This window comes from Nocardia carnea (assembly GCF_029868855.1).
In the GTDB taxonomy this organism is placed as follows: domain Bacteria; phylum Actinomycetota; class Actinomycetes; order Mycobacteriales; family Mycobacteriaceae; genus Nocardia; species Nocardia carnea_A.
Genome location: NZ_JARWOV010000067.1, coordinates 1 through 20,122 on the forward strand (window position 1 = coordinate 1; position 20,122 = coordinate 20,122).

General features: G+C 68.0%; 20 protein-coding genes. 15 read left to right on the top strand and 5 right to left on the bottom strand.

What is annotated here, in order from left to right:
* Positions 1-858 precede the first annotated feature (858 nt).
* The 7 genes from QH195_RS05790 (at position 859) to QH195_RS05820 (ending at position 8,831) form a co-directional block, all read left to right on the top strand.
* Complete coding sequence (locus QH195_RS05790; protein ID WP_280425127.1) at positions 859-1,146, top strand: hypothetical protein; 288 nt, start codon at positions 859-861, stop codon at positions 1,144-1,146.
* 67 nt (positions 1,147-1,213) lie between these two features.
* Positions 1,214-2,656 (top strand): aminotransferase class I/II-fold pyridoxal phosphate-dependent enzyme, encoded by a 1,443-nt coding sequence (locus QH195_RS05795; protein WP_280434595.1) that lies wholly within the window; start codon positions 1,214-1,216, stop codon positions 2,654-2,656.
* An 838-nt stretch (positions 2,657-3,494) separates the two neighbouring features.
* Positions 3,495-4,145, top strand: coding sequence for an ABC transporter permease (locus QH195_RS05800; RefSeq protein ID WP_280425129.1), 651 nt, complete (start codon positions 3,495-3,497; stop codon positions 4,143-4,145).
* Positions 4,138-5,325, top strand: a complete 1,188-nt coding sequence (locus QH195_RS05805) for an ABC transporter ATP-binding protein (RefSeq protein ID WP_280434582.1) — start codon at positions 4,138-4,140, stop codon at positions 5,323-5,325. Before QH195_RS05800 ends, QH195_RS05805 begins: the two co-directional genes overlap by 8 nt.
* Positions 5,322-6,098, top strand: a complete 777-nt coding sequence (locus QH195_RS05810) for an ABC transporter permease (protein WP_280425101.1) — start codon at positions 5,322-5,324, stop codon at positions 6,096-6,098. Before QH195_RS05805 ends, QH195_RS05810 begins: the two co-directional genes overlap by 4 nt.
* A gap of 23 nt (positions 6,099-6,121) precedes the next feature.
* Complete coding sequence (locus QH195_RS05815; RefSeq protein ID WP_280434596.1) at positions 6,122-7,120, top strand: glycine betaine ABC transporter substrate-binding protein; 999 nt, start codon at positions 6,122-6,124, stop codon at positions 7,118-7,120.
* Between the two features lie 43 nt (positions 7,121-7,163).
* Positions 7,164-8,831, top strand: coding sequence for an FUSC family protein (locus QH195_RS05820; protein ID WP_280434583.1), 1,668 nt, complete (start codon positions 7,164-7,166; stop codon positions 8,829-8,831).
* Positions 8,832-8,987: 156 nt separating this feature from the next.
* On the opposite strand, the gene QH195_RS05825 is transcribed toward QH195_RS05820, so the two are convergent.
* Positions 8,988-9,734 (bottom strand): maleylpyruvate isomerase family mycothiol-dependent enzyme, encoded by a 747-nt coding sequence (locus QH195_RS05825; protein WP_280434584.1) that lies wholly within the window; start codon positions 9,732-9,734, stop codon positions 8,988-8,990.
* Between the two features lie 67 nt (positions 9,735-9,801).
* Between QH195_RS05825 and QH195_RS05830 the strand changes: the two genes are divergently transcribed.
* Positions 9,802-10,395 carry a TetR/AcrR family transcriptional regulator gene (locus QH195_RS05830; RefSeq protein WP_280434585.1) on the top strand — a complete coding sequence of 198 codons (594 nt, stop codon included), beginning with the start codon at positions 9,802-9,804 and terminating at the stop codon, positions 10,393-10,395.
* A gap of 14 nt (positions 10,396-10,409) precedes the next feature.
* On the opposite strand, the gene QH195_RS05835 is transcribed toward QH195_RS05830, so the two are convergent.
* From QH195_RS05835 to QH195_RS05850, 4 genes are read right to left on the bottom strand one after another with little or no spacing between them, the layout of a single operon-like run.
* Positions 10,410-10,688 carry a cytochrome C oxidase subunit IV family protein gene (locus QH195_RS05835; protein WP_280434586.1) on the bottom strand — a complete coding sequence of 93 codons (279 nt, stop codon included), beginning with the start codon at positions 10,686-10,688 and terminating at the stop codon, positions 10,410-10,412.
* A gap of 5 nt (positions 10,689-10,693) precedes the next feature.
* Positions 10,694-11,278: a cytochrome c oxidase subunit 3 gene (locus QH195_RS05840; protein ID WP_280425105.1), complete on the bottom strand. Its 585-nt coding sequence runs from the start codon at positions 11,276-11,278 to the stop codon at positions 10,694-10,696.
* Entirely contained in the window at positions 11,275-12,042 is a 768-nt protein-coding gene (locus QH195_RS05845) for a hypothetical protein (protein ID WP_280434587.1), read from the bottom strand. Before QH195_RS05845 ends, QH195_RS05840 begins: the two co-directional genes overlap by 4 nt.
* Positions 12,039-12,776, bottom strand: coding sequence for a hypothetical protein (locus tag QH195_RS05850; protein ID WP_280434588.1), 738 nt, complete (start codon positions 12,774-12,776; stop codon positions 12,039-12,041). The genes QH195_RS05845 and QH195_RS05850 overlap by 4 nt, the downstream gene beginning before the upstream one ends.
* A 307-nt stretch (positions 12,777-13,083) precedes the next feature.
* Here QH195_RS05850 and QH195_RS05855 point away from each other — a divergent pair, with 307 nt between their 5' ends.
* The 7 genes from QH195_RS05855 to QH195_RS05885 form a co-directional block, all read left to right on the top strand.
* A complete protein-coding gene (locus QH195_RS05855) occupies positions 13,084-13,944 on the top strand; it encodes an MlaE family ABC transporter permease (protein WP_280425108.1) in 861 nt (286 codons plus the stop codon).
* The gene (locus QH195_RS05860; RefSeq protein ID WP_280434589.1) at positions 13,944-14,798 is read left to right on the top strand and encodes an ABC transporter permease; all 855 of its coding nucleotides are present in this window, start codon (positions 13,944-13,946) and stop codon (positions 14,796-14,798) included. Before QH195_RS05855 ends, QH195_RS05860 begins: the two co-directional genes overlap by 1 nt.
* 10 nt (positions 14,799-14,808) lie before the next feature.
* On the top strand, positions 14,809-16,095 hold the full coding sequence (locus QH195_RS05865) for an MlaD family protein (protein WP_280434590.1): 1,287 nt from the start codon (positions 14,809-14,811) through the stop codon (positions 16,093-16,095).
* Positions 16,092-17,129 carry an MCE family protein gene (locus tag QH195_RS05870; protein ID WP_280434591.1) on the top strand — a complete coding sequence of 346 codons (1,038 nt, stop codon included), beginning with the start codon at positions 16,092-16,094 and terminating at the stop codon, positions 17,127-17,129. The genes QH195_RS05865 and QH195_RS05870 overlap by 4 nt, the downstream gene beginning before the upstream one ends.
* A 6-nt stretch (positions 17,130-17,135) precedes the next feature.
* Positions 17,136-18,224, top strand: coding sequence for an MCE family protein (locus QH195_RS05875; RefSeq protein ID WP_280434592.1), 1,089 nt, complete (start codon positions 17,136-17,138; stop codon positions 18,222-18,224).
* Positions 18,221-19,327 carry an MCE family protein gene (locus QH195_RS05880; protein WP_280434593.1) on the top strand — a complete coding sequence of 369 codons (1,107 nt, stop codon included), beginning with the start codon at positions 18,221-18,223 and terminating at the stop codon, positions 19,325-19,327. The genes QH195_RS05875 and QH195_RS05880 overlap by 4 nt, the downstream gene beginning before the upstream one ends.
* Positions 19,324-20,122, top strand: a 799-nt coding sequence (locus QH195_RS05885; protein ID WP_280434594.1) for an MlaD family protein, incomplete at its 3' end; no start/stop codon positions are given. The genes QH195_RS05880 and QH195_RS05885, both read left to right, overlap by 4 nt.

Sequence of the window (20,122 nt, forward strand, 5' to 3'; positions counted from 1 at the left end):
GATCATGCGTGATATCGACCCACGGCCGTCGCCGGAACCCGGCCCACCGGACCCCCGCCCCAGGGCCCCCACCCCCCCCCCCCCCCCCCAAAACCGGCCCCCCCCCCCCCCCCCCCCCCCCCCCCCGCCCCCCCCCCCCCCCCCCCCCCCCCCCGCCCCCCGGGGGGGGCCCCCCCTCGTCTCAGGTCTCGCGCAGGACGCCGGAAGGAAGATCATGCGTGATATCGACCCACGGCCGTCGCCGGAACCCGGCCCACCGGACCCCGGCCCCTGGCCCACTCCCCCGCCACCGCCACCTGATCCGGGCCGCCCGCCCGACCCGGCGCGACCGCCGGTCCCGGATCCCGCGCACCCACCGCCCCCGGATCCCGGAGCCCCGCCACCCATACCCGATCCGGACCGGCCGTCGCCGATACCGGATCCGGGTAGACCCCCACCCGAGCCCGGACGACCGCCGTCACTCGACCACTGACGGCAATCGCCCGGACTCCTCTCACGGCCCGGCCTGGGTTCCCCGCCCGGGCCGGGCCTCGAATCGGCCCCAGGACGCCGGTGCGCATGCCGGCGCCCGCACTAGGGCATGACCGGTGATTCAATCCCCGCCAAGCGGGTATTCGAGCCGAAGTCCCAGGTCGGAAGGTTGACAGGAAGGACGTCACCATGGTCTCCGGACCCGACGAACCGCAGCCACGCAGCGACGCGCCACCGCACCCCAGCGGTGGTCTGCAGCGCGGCAGCACTCCGCAACAGCAACCCAGCAGCGGTCTGCAATCCGGCAGGACTCCGCAACAGCAACCCACCGGCGGCCTGCAGGGCGGCAGTACTCCGCGACCGCAGCTCAGCAGCGGCCCGCACAATATCCCGTACGAACATCGTTTTCCCGACGAATCGCGGACTACCCGCTCGCATGCCGGGGAGTCCATCGAGGTCGCCCGGAACTGGCCGGGCATGATCCTGACCGCGATCGGCGTCGTCCTGGTGGCGCTCACTCTCACCGCCGCCGGCTACGGATTCGAAGGCTGGGCAGTTATCGCCGGTATCTGTGGCGGGCTGTGCCTGGTGGCCGGTATCGCGATGGTGATCGCCGAACACCGCCGGGTGAAGACAGGAGAAGGGGCGACTCTGCGGGAGCAGCGTGGGCACTGAGGGCGGAGCCCGGGACAGCAGCACCGAGGGCACGACCCGCACGCGGCTCGACCAGTCCCGGGCCCCGATGCTGGAAGCTCTCGCCGACTACCAGCGACTGGGGCGATACGGATTCACTCCGCCCGGGCACCGGCAGGGCCGCGGCGTGGACGAACGCGTACTCGCCGTGATCGGCCGGGAGGCGTTCGCTTCGGATGTGCTCGCGGCGCCGGGGCTCGACGACCGCTTGGCGCAGGGCGGCTACCTCGCGCAGGCGGAAGAGCTCATGGCCGACGCGGTCGGCGCCGAGCGCGCGTACTTCTCCACCTGCGGTAGTTCGCTGTCGGTCAAGGCCGCGATGATGGCTGTCGCCGGTGGTTGCGACGGGGGACTGCTGGTTGCCCGTGACTGCCACAAATCGATCGTGGCCGGCCTGATCTTCTCCGGGGTCCTGCCCCGCTGGATCACGCCGCGCTGGGATACCGAACGTCATTTCACCCATCCCCCGTCGCCCGAGCAGGTGCGGGCGGCGTGGGACAAGTATCCCGACGCCGCGGGTGCGCTGATCGTGAGCCCCAGCCCGTACGGCACCTGCGCGGATATCGAAGGGATTGCCCGGGTGTGCCACGAACGCGGGAAACCGCTGATCGTGGACGAGGCCTGGGGCGCGCATCTGCCGTTCCATCCGGACCTGCCGACCTGGGCGATGGATGTGGGTGCGGATGTCTGTGTGGTGAGCGTGCACAAAATGGGTGCCGGGTTCGAGCAGGGGTCGGTATTCCATCTGCAGGGCGATCTCGTCGACCCGGTCCGGCTCCGGCACTGCGCGGATCTCCTGATGACGACCAGCCCCAATGTGCTGGTCTACACCGCACTCGACGGCTGGCGCCGGCAGATGGTTCAGCGGGGCCGCGAGCTCTTCGACGACGCCCTGCGCACGGCCCAGCGGGCCCGCACGGAACTCGACCGGATTCCGGGGATCACGGTCATGGAGGAGGAACTGCTGGGGGTGGAGGCCTCCCACGACCTCGACCGCCTGCAGGTGCTGATGGATATCTCCGAGACCGGGGTCAGCGGATACGAGGCCGACGCCTGGTTACGGGAGCATCGCCGGATAGATCTCGGGCTCAGCGATCATCGCCGGCTGCTGGCCACCTTGTCCTTCGCCGACGATGCGGAGACCGTCGAGAGCTTGGTGGCGGGGATACACGATTGGCGGGCACAGACCCGCCCCAGCGATACACCGCAGAAAATCCATATCCCCGAACCGGACGAACTGCTGCTGGAAACCGCGATGTTGCCCCGCGACGCGTTCTTCGGTCCCACCGAGATGGTGTCGATCGGCAAGGCAGCGGGCCGGATCGCGGCCGAACAAATCACTCCGTATCCGCCGGGCATCCCCGCGGTGATTCCCGGCGAGCGGCTCGGCGAGGGTGTCCTGGACTATCTGCGCACCGGTCACGATCACGGGATGAACCTGCCCGATGCCTCGGATCCCGAATTGAAACAGATCCGGGTCGTGGCCGGCTGACCGGACGATACCCCGCCGCCTCCCTGCCGCCCGGCGGCTGAAGGCGCGCCCGCCACGGCTCGGGAGAGCCAGGACCCCCGGCCCGGGGTGAACAGATCCGGTGCCGGACGGATGATCAGGTCCGGCGCCTGATTCAGTCGAGGGACGCCGGGTACGCGTTCGCCATGGAACTACTCGTGCTCATCGGGATCGCGATCCTCGTCGCCGCGGTCGTCGGCTACCGGCGGTTGACCGGTCGCCGCCCGGACGAGCCCGAATCCCCCGACAACGACGGCAAATGACCCCGCCGCGGCGCGGCACCGGCGTGCGTCTCGGGTGGTACGGATCGCACTCGACGGAATCGGACGGACCGGATGAACCGACTCCGCTGAATTCGCCGCCACGGTTACCCGCCCGGCGCTCCTTCCGCCCGGCGGCACTCGAGCGGTGATCGCTGAGTTCTGCGCGACTGCGGCACAAGCGACTGCCAGGAGAAACCGGTGGCGCGTGGTGCGGAGCCACCGGATATCGCGTCGCAGGGTTCCCTGGTGGGAGTTCGGTGAGGGCCGGCCGGATGCCGGTCCACGCCCGCACATCCCGGCGGGGAGCGGCCGCGGAGAACCGCACTGCGCACCTGCATTCCGCCGGGCGAACTGAATCCCGCCGACCGGGCGACGACGCGCAACGGGTTTCGATCTTGTGGCGAATGGGCATTCCCCACTGCGGACCCGATGTGCGCGGCGCACAATAGCCGGGCTCCGCCCGTATGCTCTCGCCGGCGAAGCGCCGCGCCGGTCCCCGGTCCGGTCGTGGTGAGGCGGCGACAGCCTGGTCGCACCGGACGCGTGGAGGTCTGATCCTGGATACCCTGTGGACCTTCGTGGTGCAGCGTCGCCATCAGCTTTTCGTGGATTCGTATCTGCACGTCTCGGCCGTGCTGCAAGCACTGTTGATCGCGACGGCGATCGCGGTGCTGATCGGTGTGCTGGTCTACCGCAGCCCGTTCGGTTCCGCGGCCGCCACCGCTGCGGCCGGCACCATTCTCACCGTGCCGTCGTTCGCGCTGCTCGGTCTGCTCATCCCGATATTCGGGCTGGGCGTCGTGCCGACGGTGATCGCGCTGGTGCTCTACGCGCTGCTGCCGATCCTGCGCAACACCCTGGTCGGTCTGTCCGCGGTGGAGCCGGCGGTCGTCGATGCGGCGCGCGGGGTCGGGATGAACAGGCTGCGGATCCTGACCACGGTGGAACTGCCGCTGGCCTGGCCGTCGATTCTCACCGGGATGCGGGTCAGCACCCAGCTGATCATGGGCATTCTCGCGCTGGCCGCCTACGCCAAGGGGCCGGGCCTGGGCAATCTGATCTTTTCGGGTCTGGCCCGGCTCGGCAGCCCGAACGCGGTGCCCCAGGCGCTGACGGGCACGGTGCTCATCGTCGTACTCGCTCTACTGCTCGACGGGATCTTCCTGCTCGTCGGCCGTTTCACCGTTCCGAGGGGGATTCGTGACTGATTCCGCTACTGCCGCCGGTGAGCCGGCGGTCTCCGGTGTCGAGATCGTGCTCGACGCCGTCACCAAACATTATCCGGGGCAGCCGCATCCGGCTGTCGACGCGGTGTCGATGACCATTCCGGCAGGTGAGATCGTAGTTCTGGTGGGACCTTCGGGATGCGGGAAGACCACCACCATGCGGATGATCAACCGGTTGATCGAGCCCACCTCCGGCACCGTGACGATCGGCGGCCGCGATGCCGCGACGATGGACCCGGACCGGTTGCGCCGCGGGATCGGGTATTCGATCCAGCAGGCGGGCCTGTTCCCCCATATGACGGTGGCCCGCAATATCGCCACTGTCCCGGGCCTCATCGGCTGGGATCGAAAGCGGATCGCCGCCCGCACCGACGAAATGCTGGAGCTGGTGGGTCTGGACCCGGGCATCTACCGGCGCCGCTATCCGCGGCAGCTGTCGGGGGGCCAGCAGCAGCGGGTCGGGGTGGCGCGGGCACTGGCCGCCGACCCGCCGGTGCTGCTGATGGACGAGCCGTTCGGTGCGGTCGACCCGATCACCCGCGGGCTGCTACAGGACGAACTGCTGCGGTTGCAGGCGGAGCTGGGTAAGACCATCGTGTTCGTCACCCACGATTTCAACGAGGCGGTCAAACTCGGGGACCGGATAGCGGTTCTCGGGGACCGGTCCCGCATCCTGCAGTACGACACTCCCGCCGCGATCCTGGCCGACCCGGCCGACGAAACGGTCGCCGGTTTCGTCGGCGCCGACGCCTCCCTGAAACAGCTGACGCTGACCCGTATCCGGGATGTCGAACTCGGCGACTGCCCCACCGTCACCGACGACGATTCGATCGACAGCGCCCGCGCGGCGGTAGCGGACAAGGACTGGGCACTGGTCCTCGACAACCGCCGTCGCCCGCTGCGCTGGGTTTCCGCCGAACAGCTCGCGCATGCGTCGGCGGTCCGGGGCACCGGAATCCCGCTCGGTGAAACCCTGTCCATGGCCTCGACCTTGCAGGACGGCCTGGAGGCACTGCTCACCGACCGCAACGCCACCGGAGTGGTCACCGGAGCCCGCGGCGAATACGCCGGACTGATCACCATCGATACGCTGGTCGCCCATCTCTCGGCACTGCGCGCCGAGCACAGTGGTGCGCAGGCCGCCACGGAAGCACCGGTATGACGGCGCAACTCGCACCGGATACCGGAAATCCCCCGGCGCTGCGCCGGGCGGACGGTGCGCGGCTGCTCGTCCAGCCGGTCCTCGTCGTGCTGCTCACGGTCGGCGTACTGGTCTGGGCGTTGCGGCGCGACCTCACCGTCACCCAGCAGGCCAGCCTGAACGCGGGCAATATCGCCGCCGTCACCTGGCAGCACGTGCTCATCAGCGCCACGGTGGTACTGATCGTGATCGCCGTCGCGGTACCGCTGGGCACCCTGCTCACCCGCCCGGGCTACCGCAGGCTCGCGCCGTTCTTCATCGGTATCGCCAATATCGGCGCGGCCGCTCCCGCCATCGGGTTGATCGTGCTGTTCTACCTGGCCACCAGGACCACGGGGTTCTGGATCGGGGTCGCACCGATCGCGTTCTATTCGCTGCTGCCGGTCCTGCGCAACACCATCCTCGGCTACCAGCAGGTGGATCCGCTGCTCATCGATGCCGGTCGCGGACAGGGTATGTCGGCGGCGACGGTGCTGCGGCGAATCGAATTCCCGCTGGCTGTCCCGTATATCCTGGCTGGTCTGCGTACCTCGCTGGTCCTGGCCGTGGGCACCGCGACCCTCTCGTTCCTGGTGAGCGCAGGAGGCCTCGGAATTCTCATCGACACCGGATACAAACTGCGCGACAACGTGACCCTGGTCGTCGGCGCGGTATTGGCGGTCGCGCTGGCGCTGCTGGTGGATTGGCTGGGCGCCGTCGCCGAACGAATGCTCGGGCCGAGGGGGCTGCGATGAGTACGCGCCGGGTATCCCCGACCATGGTTCGCACGGCGCGCAGGACGAGCGAGCTCCGCGTGCTGGGTGTTCTCCTGCTCGCCGGGGTTGTGCTGCTGACCGGTTGCGGTCTGCAATCCGGTAGTGCGGTACCCCTGCGGGTGGGGCCCGGCAGTATCCGGCCGGTGCCCGCGCTCGCGGGTGTTCCGATCACGGTGGGGTCCAAGGATTTCACCGAACAGCAGATACTCGGCTACATCATCGAATTCGCACTGGTCGCGGCCGGTGCCGAGGTGCGCGACCTGACGAATATCCAGGGGTCCAACAGTTTGCGCGACGCCCAGCTCAGCGGACAGATCGATATCGCCTACGACTACACCGGGACCGGCTGGGTCAACTATCTGGGCAACGAGACACCGGTCCCGGACGAACAGGGCCAGTTCGAGGCGGTCCGCGATGCCGACCGGGCGGCGCACGCGATGACGTGGGCGGCGATGGCGCCGATGAACAACACCTATGCGCTGGCCACCGCCCGGCGTACCGCCGAAAGTACCGGTGTGTGGTCGCTGTCGGATTACGCCGCACTCGTCGCCAGCGACCCGGCCGCGGCTGCCACCTGTGTCGGCACCGAGTTCAACGTGCGTCAGGACGGCTACCCGGGTATGGCCCGCGCCTACGGGATCGACGAGGGCCGGGTGACCAAACGGATCGTGCAGGACGCCGTGGTCTTCCAGGCCACCGCCGATGCCCGCCAGTGCGCGTTCGGTTCGGTGGCGGCCACCGACGGCCGTATCCCCGCACTCGACCTGGTGCTGCTGGCCGACGATCGCGCGTTCTTCCCGAAGTACAATGCTGCGCTGGTGATGCGAGCGGAGTTCGCCGACGCGCATCCGGAGGTCGCCGCGATCATGGCACCTATTTCCCGGTTGCTGACCAACGAGTCGGTCACGGAACTGAACCGGCAGGTCGATGTGGAGGGACGCGAACCCGCGGAGGTCGCGCGGGACTGGATGGTCGCGAACGGGTTCGTCACGGCGCAGTGACGGCAGGTTCGGTTGTGCGCAGCGACAGTTAGGAGGCGGTGGATTGGTTGCCCCGGACGGCCCGAAGATACCGTCTCCCGCACCGGCCCGATCGGTGCTCTTCGGATTACCGCCCGCCGGCCGCCGGTTTCCCGGAGCCGTCCGGGCCGCGGTGGCATTCGGGGCGCCGGCCTTGTTCGCGGTATCGCTGGGGCACGAACAGCAGGGCCTCATGGCGGCGACCGGCGCCCTGGCGGTGATCTTCGGCGAGGGCCAGGTCTACCGGCGCCGGCTGCGCGTGATCGGCGCGGCCGCACTGTCGCTGGCGGTGGCGGCGTTCGCCGGTGGGCTCACCGGGGAGTTGATCCAGACCCGGCTCGCCGCGGGTGGCTCGCACTGGTGGCAGCTGGCCCTGGTGGTGCTGATGTCGGTGGTCGCGGTGGCCGGCACCTTCGTCAATTCGGCGCTGCGTCTCGGCCCGCCGGGCGGGTTCTTCTTCGTTCTCGCCGCCGGGGTCGGCGCGCTCATCACCGGACACGGGGTACCGCCCGGTGAGGTGGCGCTGTGGACCGCCATCGGGGGACTCAGCGCACTGATCGTCGGTATGTCGGCCGCGCTCACCCGCGCCGATCCGCCCGAACAGCGGGCGGTGACGGAGGCGGTCGCGGCGGTCCGCGATTACGCCGCCCTCGAACCCGGAGACAGCACCGGCGCCCGCTACGCCACCGCGATGAAAGTACAGACGGCGTGGGCGCTGCTCGACGACGCCCGGCGGACCGGCCCGGAAGCGAACGGAGCGGTGGACGAACTGCGTCGCGCCCAGCGCGCCTTCGCCGCGGCGTTGCACCGCGAACACACCGGCGACGACGCCTCCGATCTGCTGTTCGACACCGGCCGGCCGGCCCCGACACCGCGTCCGTCGCTGCGGTACCGGCTGCTGCGGTCGGTCTCGCCGGACAGCCATGCCGCGGTCTCGGCGAACCGGATCGCCATCGCCGCGCTGCTGGCCGGCAGCCTGACTGTCGCCCTCGGGCTGGGGCGTCCCGATTGGGCGGTACTCACCGTCACGGTGCTGTTGCACCAAGGACCGGACCGCGTCCGGGGCACCTATCGCGGTGTGCACCGTATCGGTGGTACCGCACTGGGATTGGTGCTGTTCACCGGCTTCTACGCGCTCGAACCGGGGCCGTGGGCGCTGGTGCTGATCTTGATGACCCTGCAGTTCGCGATCGAAATGCTGGTCGCCCGGAACTACGGGCTGGCGGTCGTGTTCATCACGCCGCTGGCGCTGCTCATGGGTGGCGGCGGGCATTACGGTGAGATGGTCCCGGTGATCCGGGACCGGCTGATCGAGAGCGCTCTCGGTGTGCTGATCGGCCTGGCCGTGCTGTGGTCGGTCGACCGCCGCGCACACCGGCGGGTGCTGTTGCGCAACGACCAGCGGGTACTCGAAGTACTGGACAGGTCGCTGCGTCTCCTGGCGCTGCCCCCACCGCAGCGCGCGGCATTACCGGAGGTACGGCGGGAACTCGAATTCGAGTTGATGGGTTCGACACTCGGCGCCATCGACGCCGCCCACAACGAACCCGAGTGGACCCGCACGCATTGGACCCGCCATCAGCGCATCCGCCGACTCGGCCACCAGGTCCTCGCCGCGGGTCTGCCCTCGGACGCCCCTGTCGATCCGAAACAGCTCGGCCGGTGGTCCCACAGTCTCACGGAACTGGCATAGCGGACCCGCCGGTGCGGCCGCTGTGACACGGGCACGTCGGCCTATCGGGGCGCCGACCGACCGGAAGGCACGGCCCGACCGCCGCTGTGACCGGAATTGCCTGCCGACGGGGTCGATCGCCACGATCGACTCCGCCCGGTCCACAGCCGGAACCCGTCAGGGAACGATCGGTTCCCGCAGCAGCGTCTCCACGTCGGCACGGTTTCCGTCGACGGTCAGTCCGGCCTCGTCCGCGGTGACCCGGCCCCACAGCAGAAGCGCCAACCCCTCGGCCGGGCCCGACACCCGCAGCGGTACGTCGTCGATATCCTGGCCCGCGCCACCGAGAACCCAGCCGGGGGCGGGCTCGAGATCCGTGGCCACCAGGGCGAGCGGGGACGGCAGCGGCGCCAGCCGGCCGGTACCTACCTGGCGGGGATAGAAAACCGAAATCACCTCGTCCACCGCATCCGCCCAGACCTCCGGCACGGCCCGCATCAGGCCGAGCGCGGCCTTCCCGGCGATCGCGGCGCGCAGATCGTGCCCGTGTACGAGCGTTTCGTGGACCTGCCGGCGATGCCAGAACGACACCGGCCCTTCGCCCATCGGATCCGGATACGCCAGGATCCGGGCGGTCGCCGCGGGATCCAGTTCGGCGAGGGTTTCGCGCAGTTCCGTGGCGCAGGCGGCATAGTGTTCGGCCAGGTCGAACGGGCCGTCCCCCAGGCGTGTCGCCTTCTGGGCGCGTGCGTTGGCAGCTGCCCAGTGGTGCACGAACGCGAGATGCTCCACGAGCTCGCGGACTGTCCAGTCGCCGCAGGCCGGTACGGTGGCCGACGGATCGGCGTCCGGAATGGAGGCGAGGAACTCGCCCTGGAAATCGGCAAGCAGCAGCGGGAAATCGAGACCGGAATGCGCGCTCATGACGCCAAGCTACCGGAGGCCCCCGACACCGGGATCCGTTCCGGGCCGGGTCGGATAACCTGGCTCCATGCTCGCCGACAGCCCGCCGCAGCGGCCATTCAGCAGTATTCCCTGGACTGCGGCGCAGCGCCGGACGATGGCGGCCGCGCTGGACCTGATCGGGGTGCACGGGGTGAGCGGTACGTCACTGCAGATGATCGCCGACGCGGTCGGTGTCACCAAGGCCGCGGTGTACTACCAGTTCAAAACCAAGGAGGAGATCGTCATCGCGGTCACCGCGAGCGAGCTGGCCATTCTCGAGGACGGGCTGATCGCCGCCGAGGCCGAACCGGATCTGGCCCGGGCCCGCAAGGTGCTGCTCGATCAGGTCATCGATCTCGCGGTATCGCGCCGGCGCTGGGTGAGCACCTTGACCAACGATCCGGTGATCACCCGGATTCTCAGCCAGCACGAACCGTTCCGGCAGTTCCTGAGCCGTCTGTACTCGGTACTGCTCGACGAGAGGCACGGCGACGACACACTCACCCGGGTCTCGGCGGCCGTACTGTCGGCGGCGATCGGTGGCTCGGTGATCAACCCGCTCGTCGTCGATATCGACGACGACACCCTGCGCGCGACCCTGGTCCACCTGACCCAGCGAATGCTCGACCTGCCGGACTGAGCCGGCCACCCGCGCTACCAGAGATAGATTCCCAGTACCGACCCCCACAGCACGATCAGCCAGGCGTCGGTCGCGAAGCCCAGCCAGCGTGGCGCGGTACGCGCCTCCATGAAGTACCGGATGATCAGCCGGCCTTTGACGGCGCCGAGCACGACGACCAGCATGGTGATCGGCGTGCTCGGGGATACCGGCGCCGCGCCGTGGCCCGGGGCCAGCGCCCAGGACAGCAGGGTGATCGCGGAAAGCGACAGCCACACGACGGTGGTTGCCCGCGCGGACACGATTCGCAGCATCGCGATCACCTCATCACGTAGAGGAGGCCGAAGATGACGATCCAGAGCAGATCGACCATATGCCAGTAGATCGCGCCCGATTCGGCGACCGCGACCCGCCGCCGGCGCGGATCGCGTAGCTCGCGGATCACGATCCCCAGGATCAGCAAACCCAGCCCGACATGGAACAGATGGATTCCGGTCAGCATGTAGTAGAACGTGAAGAACTCGCTGGAAGGCAATGTGTAGCCCCCCGCGATCTCGGCCGACCATTCGCCGACCTTGATTCCGATGAACAGCACGCCCAGCCCCGCACCCGCGTAGACCCGGCGCAGCGCTCGAGCCGGTGCCCCGGCCCGAGCCGCCTGCACACTTCTTGCGATGAACCACGAACTGGTCAGCAGGACAAGGGTGTTCAGAGTCCCGAGGCCGAGGTGCAGCTGCTGTTGTGCGGCAAGGAATTCCTGTGGTGCCATCGCGCGGTGCACCATGAAGATCACGAAATAGGCACCGAAGATCAGCAGATCACCAAGCACCATCACCCACATATGACCGTCGCCGGGCAGTGGGAGTCGCTCCGTAACGGGCTGCGGCTCGCTCGACGCGGTCATGGCAGCGGCGGTTCGCCGGCGGGCTGCAACTGCCCGGCTTTTCGCAGGAACGTGATGACACACATCAACCAGAATCCGAAGACGACCGTGCCCATCCAGAAGCTGATCGAGCCGTTCCAGGCGAACGGTCCCGCCAGGGAGACGAACACGGGTGTGGCGAGGATTTCGGTGACGATCTGCCAGACCGTCACATAGCCGAGCCATTTGGGGAAGATCCCGTTGCGGTCGTAGAAGATTGCGAGGGCGAATCCGAAATACGCGGTGACGAAACAGCCGAGTGAGCCGACGTAGGAAAGTAGACCGAGATCGTAGAGGAGTGCCAGTATTTCCGGGTCGCGGTCGTCACGATAGACGGCGACCAGAAAGCAGAAGGCCACGAGCAGGCAGCCGGGTAGCGCACCGACGGCCATACCGCCCATATAGATATAGGCCCCCACCGAACCCACCGACATCCGTTTCATGTGATAGACGACGATCCCGTTCGATATTCCCGCGCCCCCGACTATCAGCAGCAATATCGCGAAACCGATCTGGATGGTCACGGTGTGGGTGTCGAAGAACTGCACGATCTGCTCGAGATCGGTGTCGGGCCGGGGCGGGGGCATCACCCGGGCGAGCAGTACGAAGATCACCCCGAAAGCAGTGTAGAAGGCGGGGACGATCGCGAAACAGACCCAGACATCCCTTTTTCCGGCGGGTTTCGTGGCATCGAGTCGCGGGTCTCGACCTGCCGCCCGCTCGACGACGGGCTGGAGAACTCTCATCGGGGGCCACCCGCCGCCTGCCGCCGCAGGGTAGCCCGCAGGACGAAGAACATCACGACGGTGAACACCGCGAAGGCGCCGTTGCGTAGCCAGAACGATATGACACCGTCCCAGGCCAGTGGACCGCTGGCGACCACCGCGGCGGCAGTGGCGGGGGCCATGGCGATGGCTGTGCCGACGGCGAAATGGGCTACCCAGCGCGGGAACACCCGGTGTGGGCCGTTGTCGAAAAAGATCGCCGCGGCCAGTAGCAGATTCTGGGCGACCAGAATGCCGACCGGTGCGATGAAGACGATCCAGGCCATATCGTTGAGCAGCAGGATCAGTTCGGGGTCACGGTCCGGCCGGAAGGCGGCGACCAGGTAGAAGATATCCGCGAGGGCGAATATCGTCGCGCCGCTCACCGTGGCGGTCAGGTAGCAGTAGGCGAATACATGGCTCTGGGTGGCCATCCTTTTCAACTGCGCGACGATCACCATGAAGAACGGGATCAGCATGATTCCACAGAGATTGAAGGTGATCATGCTGAATCGGATCGGTGCTTGATTGTCGGCATAGAAAGCGGCCACTCGTTCCGCCGACATATCCGGAGACATCGGTGGAAAGAATCCCGGGAATGCCAGAAAGGCGATCAGCAGGATCACGCCGGCCACCGGGCCGGTCCACACGCTGATGGATTGGATCTCGAGATCTGCGGCGGAGCTGGTTTCTTCCGCCTCGGCCGGAATCTGCATCGCACCTCGATTCACTCCGGACCGGCACCGCGTGCAGTGCCGGACGCGGCATATCACGCCACTCCACCACGCCTAGCCGAACGGCTAGATCGACTGTAAACCCGCGAAGCGGACTTTGTCGATCCCCGACTTTCCGATTCCCCATGGGAGGCAGCCTTTTACCACACAGCAAACTGCCGAGTGGGCCGATTCCGGATAGGGATTTTTTTCTAGCCGTTCGGCTAGCACGGCCATTCCGGATCCGTTAGCCTGCCTCCAACGCCGCTGAGCACAGGCTCAGTACCCAGCGGGTGGGCGGAGGTCTTCCATGAGCATCGGACCAACCCTCGACGACAACAAGCCGGTAGCGACCGAGCAGATCACCGGATGGTTTCGCGGTTACCTGCAGCGCCATCCCGTTGCCGCGCTGGCAACTCTCGGACGCCAGGTACTGATGGGCCGGCAAGCACTGCGCTATCTGTTCGCCGACCTGGCCACCGGCCGCTTCCCCGTGGGTGAGTTCGTGCACCAGGCCGCGTTCATGGTCCGCACCTCCTGGTTGCCGACCGTCGCGGTGGCGCTGCCCATCAGCGCGACCCTGTCCATCCAATTCGGTTTGCTCGCCGGGCAGGTCGGGGCGACCTCGCTGGCCGGTGCCGCCAGCGGGCTGGCGGTGATCCGGCAGTCGGCGCCTATGGTCACCGCGATCCTGATGGCCGCGGCGGTGGGTTCGGCGATCTGCGCGGATCTCGGCGCCCGCACCATCCGCGACGAGATCGATGCCATGGAGGTCATGGGTGTTTCGGTGCTGCGCCGGCTGGTGGTGCCGCGGCTGGCCGCCGGGATCGTCGTCGCCGCGGCGCTCACCGGGTTGAGCTGCTTCATCGGCTTCCTGGCCGGATACCTGTTCAACGTCTATGTGCAGGCGGGGACCCCGGGCAGCTTCATGGCCACGTTCTCCTCCTTCGCCACCGCGAGCGACCTGTATCTGGCGATGGTCAAGGCCGTCGTCTTCGGTGTGATCGTCACGGTGATCGCCTGTGAGAAAGGTCTGAGCACCCGGGGTGGGCCCGGCGGGGTGGCCGATTCCGTGAATGCCACGGTGGTCGCGTCGATCATCTTCCTGATGGTCGTCAACGTCGGGTTCACCGAGATGTACACGATTCTCTTTCCGAGGACGACACTCTGATGGCCGCGACCTACCATTTTCCCGGGACCGCGCGGCCGATCGCGCTGGTGCGGCGATGCGGCCGCCTGTTCATCACGCTCGGCCATATGGTCACGTTCTTCGTGCGCGCGGTCGTTTCGATCCCGGTGGCCCTGCGCCACTACAACCGCGAATCGATGCGGATCCTGTCGGATGTCACCTGGGGCAACGGATCCTTGGTCGTCGGCGGCGGAACCGCGGGCGTCATCATCGTGCTGGGAGCCGCCGCGGGCGCCATCGTGGGGATCGAGGGGCACAGCGCGTTGAAGTTGCTCGGGATGGAACCCGCCACGGGCATGATCGCCGCGACCGCCGCCACCCGCGAACTGGCACCGATCATGGCCTCCATCGCCTTCGCCGCGCAGGCGGGTTGCCGGTTCACCGCCCAGCTCGGCGCCATGCGGATCGCCGAGGAGATCGACGCCCTGCACGCCGTGGCGATCAGGCCGATCCCGTATCTGGTGTCCACCCGGCTGCTCGCATCGATGATCGCGGTGGTGCCGCTGTATGTCGCCGCGCTGGCCGCCGACTATCTCGCGGTGGAGTTCTTCGTCTGGGTCGCCGGGGGCGAATCGTTCGGAACCTACGAGCACTACTTCAATCTGGTGCTCGGCGGTACCGATGTCCTGTACTCGCTGCTCAAAGCGCTGGCCTTCGTAGTCATCACCACGACGGTGCAGTGCTATTACGGCTATTACGCGGCGGGCGGGCCACAGGGTGTGGGCGTCGCGGCCGGCCGGGCCATGCGGGCAAGTATCACGGTGATGATCTCGGTGAACCTGCTGCTGACCCTGGCGCTGTGGGGTTTCGACTCCGGTTCACGGATCAGCGGGTAGGGGGCCTGAGATGCCGAGTCCTTTCGAAGCAGACGACCGGAACCTGCCGGACTGGAAGCTGCTGGTGCGCGGTGTGGGGTTCGCTTTGGTCGCCGCCGCTCTGGTCGCCGGCGGAATCGCCCGTTCGCAGGGCGCTTTCGAAGCCACCGTGCCGGTTACCGCACTGATGACCGATATCGGCGATGGCCTCCCGGTCAAGTCGGATGTGAAATACCGCGGTGTTCTCGTCGGCATCGTCACCGAGGTCGCGCCGGGCGCCGGCGGCGGGCCGAACCGGGTCGGGATCGAATTGTGGCCGGAACAGGCGCGTGGCATCCCCGCGACGGTCACGGCCCGCGTCGTGCCCAGCAACGTATTCGCCGTCCCCTCGATCCAATTGGTGGACAACGGTCCTGCCCCCGCGCTACCCGCCGACGCCGAGATACCGCAGGACCACAGCCTGTCCACCGTTCAGTTACAGACCTCGTTGACCGCGTTGAGCCGGATCGCAGCGGCCGCCGGCCGCTCCCCCACCGACCCCACGGTCGGGATCCTGGCCACGGTTCAGCGCGCGACCAGCGGTCGTGGCGCGGAAATGGTGCAGGCCGGTGTCCAGCTGGATCGCATCGCGCGGGCGCTCGGTGAATTCGCCGCCCCCGGCCGGGGCCCCTCGACGATCGAGGTGCTCGCGCAGGCACTGGCCGGTCTGCAGGCGTCGGCACCGGATCTGCTGCAGGCGGTGAACCATACGGTCGGGCCGATGCGCGTGGTCGCCGAGCAGCAGGGCCGCCTCGCTGCCCTGCTGTCCGGGGGCCTGGTCACCGCGTCGAGTGTCGGTACCGCCCTGAGCAACCACACCGGAACCCTCACCGGTATCACCGGTGCGATGGCGCCGGTACTGGATGTACTGGCCCGCGGCAGTGCGAACTTCGTCCAGATGACCACCTCGCAGGCGCGGCTCTCACGGAAGTTCGGAACCGAGATCTGGAAACCCGGGACGCAGAGCGCCGCCGCCGCGGTCATCGTCGAACTCACCCCGCACAAGCAATACACCCGCGCCGACTGCCCCCGTTACGGGAACTCGACAGGTCCCAGCTGCGCGACCGGACCGGCCGGTGCGGCGCCGGTCATCCCCGGCGGGTTCACGCCCGCGAGCGCGGATTCCGGTGCCGGGGCGGTCGGGGGTCGAGGTGAACGTGACAAGGTCGCCACGGTCCTGGGCACCGATGCCGACGATCTGTCGACGCTGCTGCTGGGGCCGCTGGTCCGTGGCAACGAGGTCACTGTCCTACCGGCCACGACGGAAGGGCCGCGATGAGCTACCGCAAACCTCTGATCGGGCTGTCCCTCTTCCTGGTCGTCTCCTTGACACTCACCTGGATGGTGTACCTCACCCTGCAGCGTGGAGTCGCCGGGGAAACCCATTCCTACGAGGCGATGTTCACCGATGTCTCCGGTCTGCGCGCCGGTGACGATGTGCGGATGGCGGGGGTGAAGGTGGGGCGTGTCGCTTCCATCGCGGTCGACGGTACGCACGCCCGGGTACGTTTCGAGGTCACCCGGGACCAGACGCTCTACGGCAACACTCTCGCCACGGTCACCTACCAGAATCTGATCGGCCAGCGATATCTCGGGCTGGCTCCCGACGATTTCGGCAGCCCCGAACCGCTGGAGCCCGGTGCGGTCATCCCGGTCGAGCACACCGAACCGTCGTTCGATATCTCCGGTCTGCTCAACGGTTTCCAACCGCTGTTCAGCATGCTCGACCCCGGCGATATCGACAAGATCACCGCCGCGCTGATCCGCGCGCTCCAAGGTGAGGACGGGGCGCTGCTGGCGCTGATCACCGAAACCAGTGCGCTCGTGGAATCGTTCGCGGGCCCGGATCAGGTGCTGGGTTCGATCATCGACAACCTCGGCCGGGTCCTGACCGATCTTTCCCGGCACAGCGGCGAACTACAGACCACGATCACGCAGACCCGCAAGATCTTCGACACCTTGCACGCCCGGCGCGACACCCTGCTGTCGCAGACCACCGATATCGCCGTCGTCCTCGACCGCGCGGCGCAGGTGGTGGGCGGCGCGGCACCGGCGCTGGCCCATTTCGTCACCCGCGAACCGGGTTTCGCGCGGCATTTCCTGGACAACAAACCGAAGTTCGCCTATCTGGGGGCCAACTTACCGCTGATGCTGAAGGCGCTCGCGCGAATCGTCGACAAGGGTGCCTACATCAATGCCTACGTCTGCGATATCGGATTCAGCATGGTGCCCGGTTTCGACCCGCTCATTGCCCAGATACTCGCTCTGGCCTCGCCCAGCGGCCGGGTCGAGCATTCTGCGATCTGCAGGTGAGGACAGATGCATTCGATACTGCGCACGTCCGGCGGATATCTCACGGCACTTCGGAATCGGCTACCGGCCCGCCGGCGGAGCGAGACGACGGAGCGCGCCACCGGACCCCTCCGCCTCGGGATCGTGACGGTCGCCCTGGTGGCGGCGGTGCTGCTGGTGACGGTATTCGTCAATTCCCTGCACCTGGGGAAAACCACCTATCGGGCACATTTCCAGCAGGCCGCGGGGATCGCCGCCGGTGATTCGGTGACCTATGCCGGGGTGCCGGTCGGCACGGTCACCGGCACCCGGCTCGACGGCGAGCACGTATCGGTCACGATGAAGATCGACCCCGCCGTCCGGCTGGGTGCCGATACGCGGGCCGCGATCAAACTCACCACCCTGCTGGGTTCGCGGTATGTCGAGTTGCGATCCACCGGAACCGGTGCCCTGCCCGACCGGCTGATCCCGCTTTCCCGGACCAGCGTTCCCTACGATCTGGAAACCGCTCTGCAGGACGCGACCACCACGTTCGGCGGGGTCGACGCCGACCGGATCGCGACGTCGATGACCACACTCGCGCAGCAGCTGCGGGGATTACCCCCGCTGGTCCCACAGGCCCTGCAGAACATCGAGACCGTGGCCGGTGTCATCGCGCAGCGCCGTGACCAGATCGGCGCGCTGCTGCAGAGCACCGAACAGGTGACCACCGTATTACGTGACCAGCAGGCCGATCTCGGGGCGTTGATCGGGCAGGGCCGCACCGTGCTCCAGGAGATCACGGACCGCCAGGCGGCGCTGCGCCGGCTCCTCGAGGCGACCACGACACTGGTGCGGGAACTGGAGCCGATCGTCGTCACCGAACGCGGCAAGATCCAGGCACTGCTCGACGATCTGCGGGCGATGACCCAGCTGATCGCCGGCAACGATGCCCTGCTGCGCAATATCCTCCAGGTCCTGCCGGTGCCCTGGCGGCTGTGGGCCAATGCCACCGGTACCGGAATGGAACTGTCGGCCAACGCACCCGACGGCGCGTTCATCGATTCCTTCATGTGCGCCCTCAGCGGACGCGCCGTCCAACTGGGTAAGGCCCCATATTACGAGGACTGCCGATGACTCGACTGGCCCGCCGGATCGTGCTCGCGCTCATCGTGCTGGGAGTGGGCTTCAGTGGCTGTGCGAACGCTCCCGGCTTCCGTACGCCCGACACCACGATCACCGCCCGATTCGCCAACGCCAACGGCCTCTACCCCGGCAACGCGGTATCGGTGCTGGGTATGCGGGTCGGCGAGATCACCGCGATCCGGCCGGGCGGTACCGGTGTGGATATCGACCTGCGGGTCCACGGCTCGATCCGGCTGCCCGCCGATGTGCTGGCGGTGGCGGTCTCGGATTCCGTGCTCACCGACCGCCGGATCGAACTGAGTCCGGTGTACCGCGGCGGCCCCGAACTACCGCGCGATGCCGTCCTGGGCCCCGACCGCACCCGGGTCCCGGTCGAATTCGACAGTCTGCTCGCCATGGTGCAGAAACTCGCGAACTCCCTCGGCGGCGACGGCACGGGCAACGGCCCGGTCGGCGACCTGCTCGACCTCGGCACCGGTGTCACCGGCGGCCACGGCGAGCAGATGCGCACCGCGCTCGGCGAACTCTCCCGGGCACTGCAACTCGGCAGCGACCAGGGCGCCGCGACACGCGACGCGATCACCGAGGTGGTCACCAACCTCGACGAACTGGTCGCCGTCGCCGCGCGCAACGATACGACGCTGCGCGAATTCGGCGCCGGCGTGCACCAGCTGAGCGATTTCCTCGTCGCGCAGGGCCTCGGCTCCGGAGACACGGGCGCCCGGCTGAACCGGATCATCACCGCGGTCACCGAACTGCTGCAGCAGAACCAGGGCACGCTCGGCGCCCTCGCGGGCAATGCGAACACCATCACCGGCGCGCTGGCGGACTATCACGTGAACATCGGCGAATTCCTCGACGTCTTTCCGCTGGTCGTCGACAACGCCTACAACGCCATCGATCAGAACGCCGGCGCGCTGCGCGTGACGTTCGATCTGAACAAATTCCTGCTCGACGGCCAGATGGTGAAGGAAGTGTGCAACCTGCTGCACCTCACCGAACTCGGCTGCGATACCGGAACCATGCGCGATATGGGGCCGGATTTCGGTCTCACCGCGATCCTGCAGGCCCTGGCGGAGGGACAGCCACGATGATCCCGGGCAGATTCACGAGATTCCTCGCGGCGGCCGCGGTCGCAGTAGGCACGGCGACCGGCTGCTCGGCGAGCCTCGACGAGCTACCGTTGCCCGCACCCGGCGTGCCCGGCGACTCGTGGTCGCTCACCGCGACCTTCGCCAACGCGCTCAATCTGCCGACGAAGGCGAAGGTGCGCTTCAACGGCGCCGATATCGGCCTGGTCGAATCCATGGTGGCGCGTGACTACACCGCCGTGGTCACCATGCGGATCCGGCCGGAGGTGCAGCTTCCGGCCGGGACAACCGCCGAACTACGGTCGGCGACCCCCATGGGCGACGTCTATGTCGCGCTCACCGCACCGCAGTCCCCGCCGGCGGGCGGTGGACTGCTACGCGACGGCGCGACCATACCGATCGAATCGACCTCCGCCGCCGCGACGATCGAAGAGGTCCTCAGCCGGTCGTCGTTGCTGGTGAACGGGGGCGCGATCGAGAACCTCACCGAAATCGCCCAGGGGCTAGGCGAACATCTCGACGGCCGCGGCGACCGGGTGGCCGCCGTATTGGACCGGACGCGGCAACTACTGGAAACGCTGACCGCCCGCTCCGGGCAGATCGACGCGATACTCGCCGGCGCCGCAGCGCTCGGTACGACCCTGGGCACGCAGCACACCGCTCTCGGCGACGCCCCCGCCCCCGGGGCCGGGGGGCCGGTTCAGGGGGGCGGAAACCCCCCCGAAAAAACCCCCCGGGCCCCGCGAAACCCCCAAACCCCGGCAAAAGGGCCCGGGACCCCGGGAAACGGGCCCCACC

Excerpts from the sequence above, each read along its gene's own strand:
- QH195_RS05795 (WP_280434595.1), top strand. The coding sequence starts at position 1,214 with ATGCTGGAAGCTCTCGCCGACTACCAGCGACTGGGGCGATACGGATTC.
- QH195_RS05810 (WP_280425101.1), top strand. The coding sequence starts at position 5,322 with ATGACGGCGCAACTCGCACCGGATACCGGAAATCCCCCGGCGCTGCGC.
- QH195_RS05815 (WP_280434596.1), top strand. The coding sequence starts at position 6,122 with ATGGTTCGCACGGCGCGCAGGACGAGCGAGCTCCGCGTGCTGGGTGTT.
- QH195_RS05825 (WP_280434584.1), bottom strand. The coding sequence starts at position 9,734 with ATGAGCGCGCATTCCGGTCTCGATTTCCCGCTGCTGCTTGCCGATTTC.
- QH195_RS05830 (WP_280434585.1), top strand. The coding sequence starts at position 9,802 with ATGCTCGCCGACAGCCCGCCGCAGCGGCCATTCAGCAGTATTCCCTGG.
- QH195_RS05835 (WP_280434586.1), bottom strand. The coding sequence starts at position 10,688 with ATGCTGCGAATCGTGTCCGCGCGGGCAACCACCGTCGTGTGGCTGTCG.
- QH195_RS05840 (WP_280425105.1), bottom strand. The coding sequence starts at position 11,278 with ATGACCGCGTCGAGCGAGCCGCAGCCCGTTACGGAGCGACTCCCACTG.
- QH195_RS05845 (WP_280434587.1), bottom strand. The coding sequence starts at position 12,042 with ATGAGAGTTCTCCAGCCCGTCGTCGAGCGGGCGGCAGGTCGAGACCCG.
- QH195_RS05850 (WP_280434588.1), bottom strand. The coding sequence starts at position 12,776 with ATGCAGATTCCGGCCGAGGCGGAAGAAACCAGCTCCGCCGCAGATCTC.
- QH195_RS05855 (WP_280425108.1), top strand. The coding sequence starts at position 13,084 with ATGAGCATCGGACCAACCCTCGACGACAACAAGCCGGTAGCGACCGAG.
- QH195_RS05860 (WP_280434589.1), top strand. The coding sequence starts at position 13,944 with ATGGCCGCGACCTACCATTTTCCCGGGACCGCGCGGCCGATCGCGCTG.
- QH195_RS05865 (WP_280434590.1), top strand. The coding sequence starts at position 14,809 with ATGCCGAGTCCTTTCGAAGCAGACGACCGGAACCTGCCGGACTGGAAG.
- QH195_RS05870 (WP_280434591.1), top strand. The coding sequence starts at position 16,092 with ATGAGCTACCGCAAACCTCTGATCGGGCTGTCCCTCTTCCTGGTCGTC.
- QH195_RS05875 (WP_280434592.1), top strand. The coding sequence starts at position 17,136 with ATGCATTCGATACTGCGCACGTCCGGCGGATATCTCACGGCACTTCGG.
- QH195_RS05880 (WP_280434593.1), top strand. The coding sequence starts at position 18,221 with ATGACTCGACTGGCCCGCCGGATCGTGCTCGCGCTCATCGTGCTGGGA.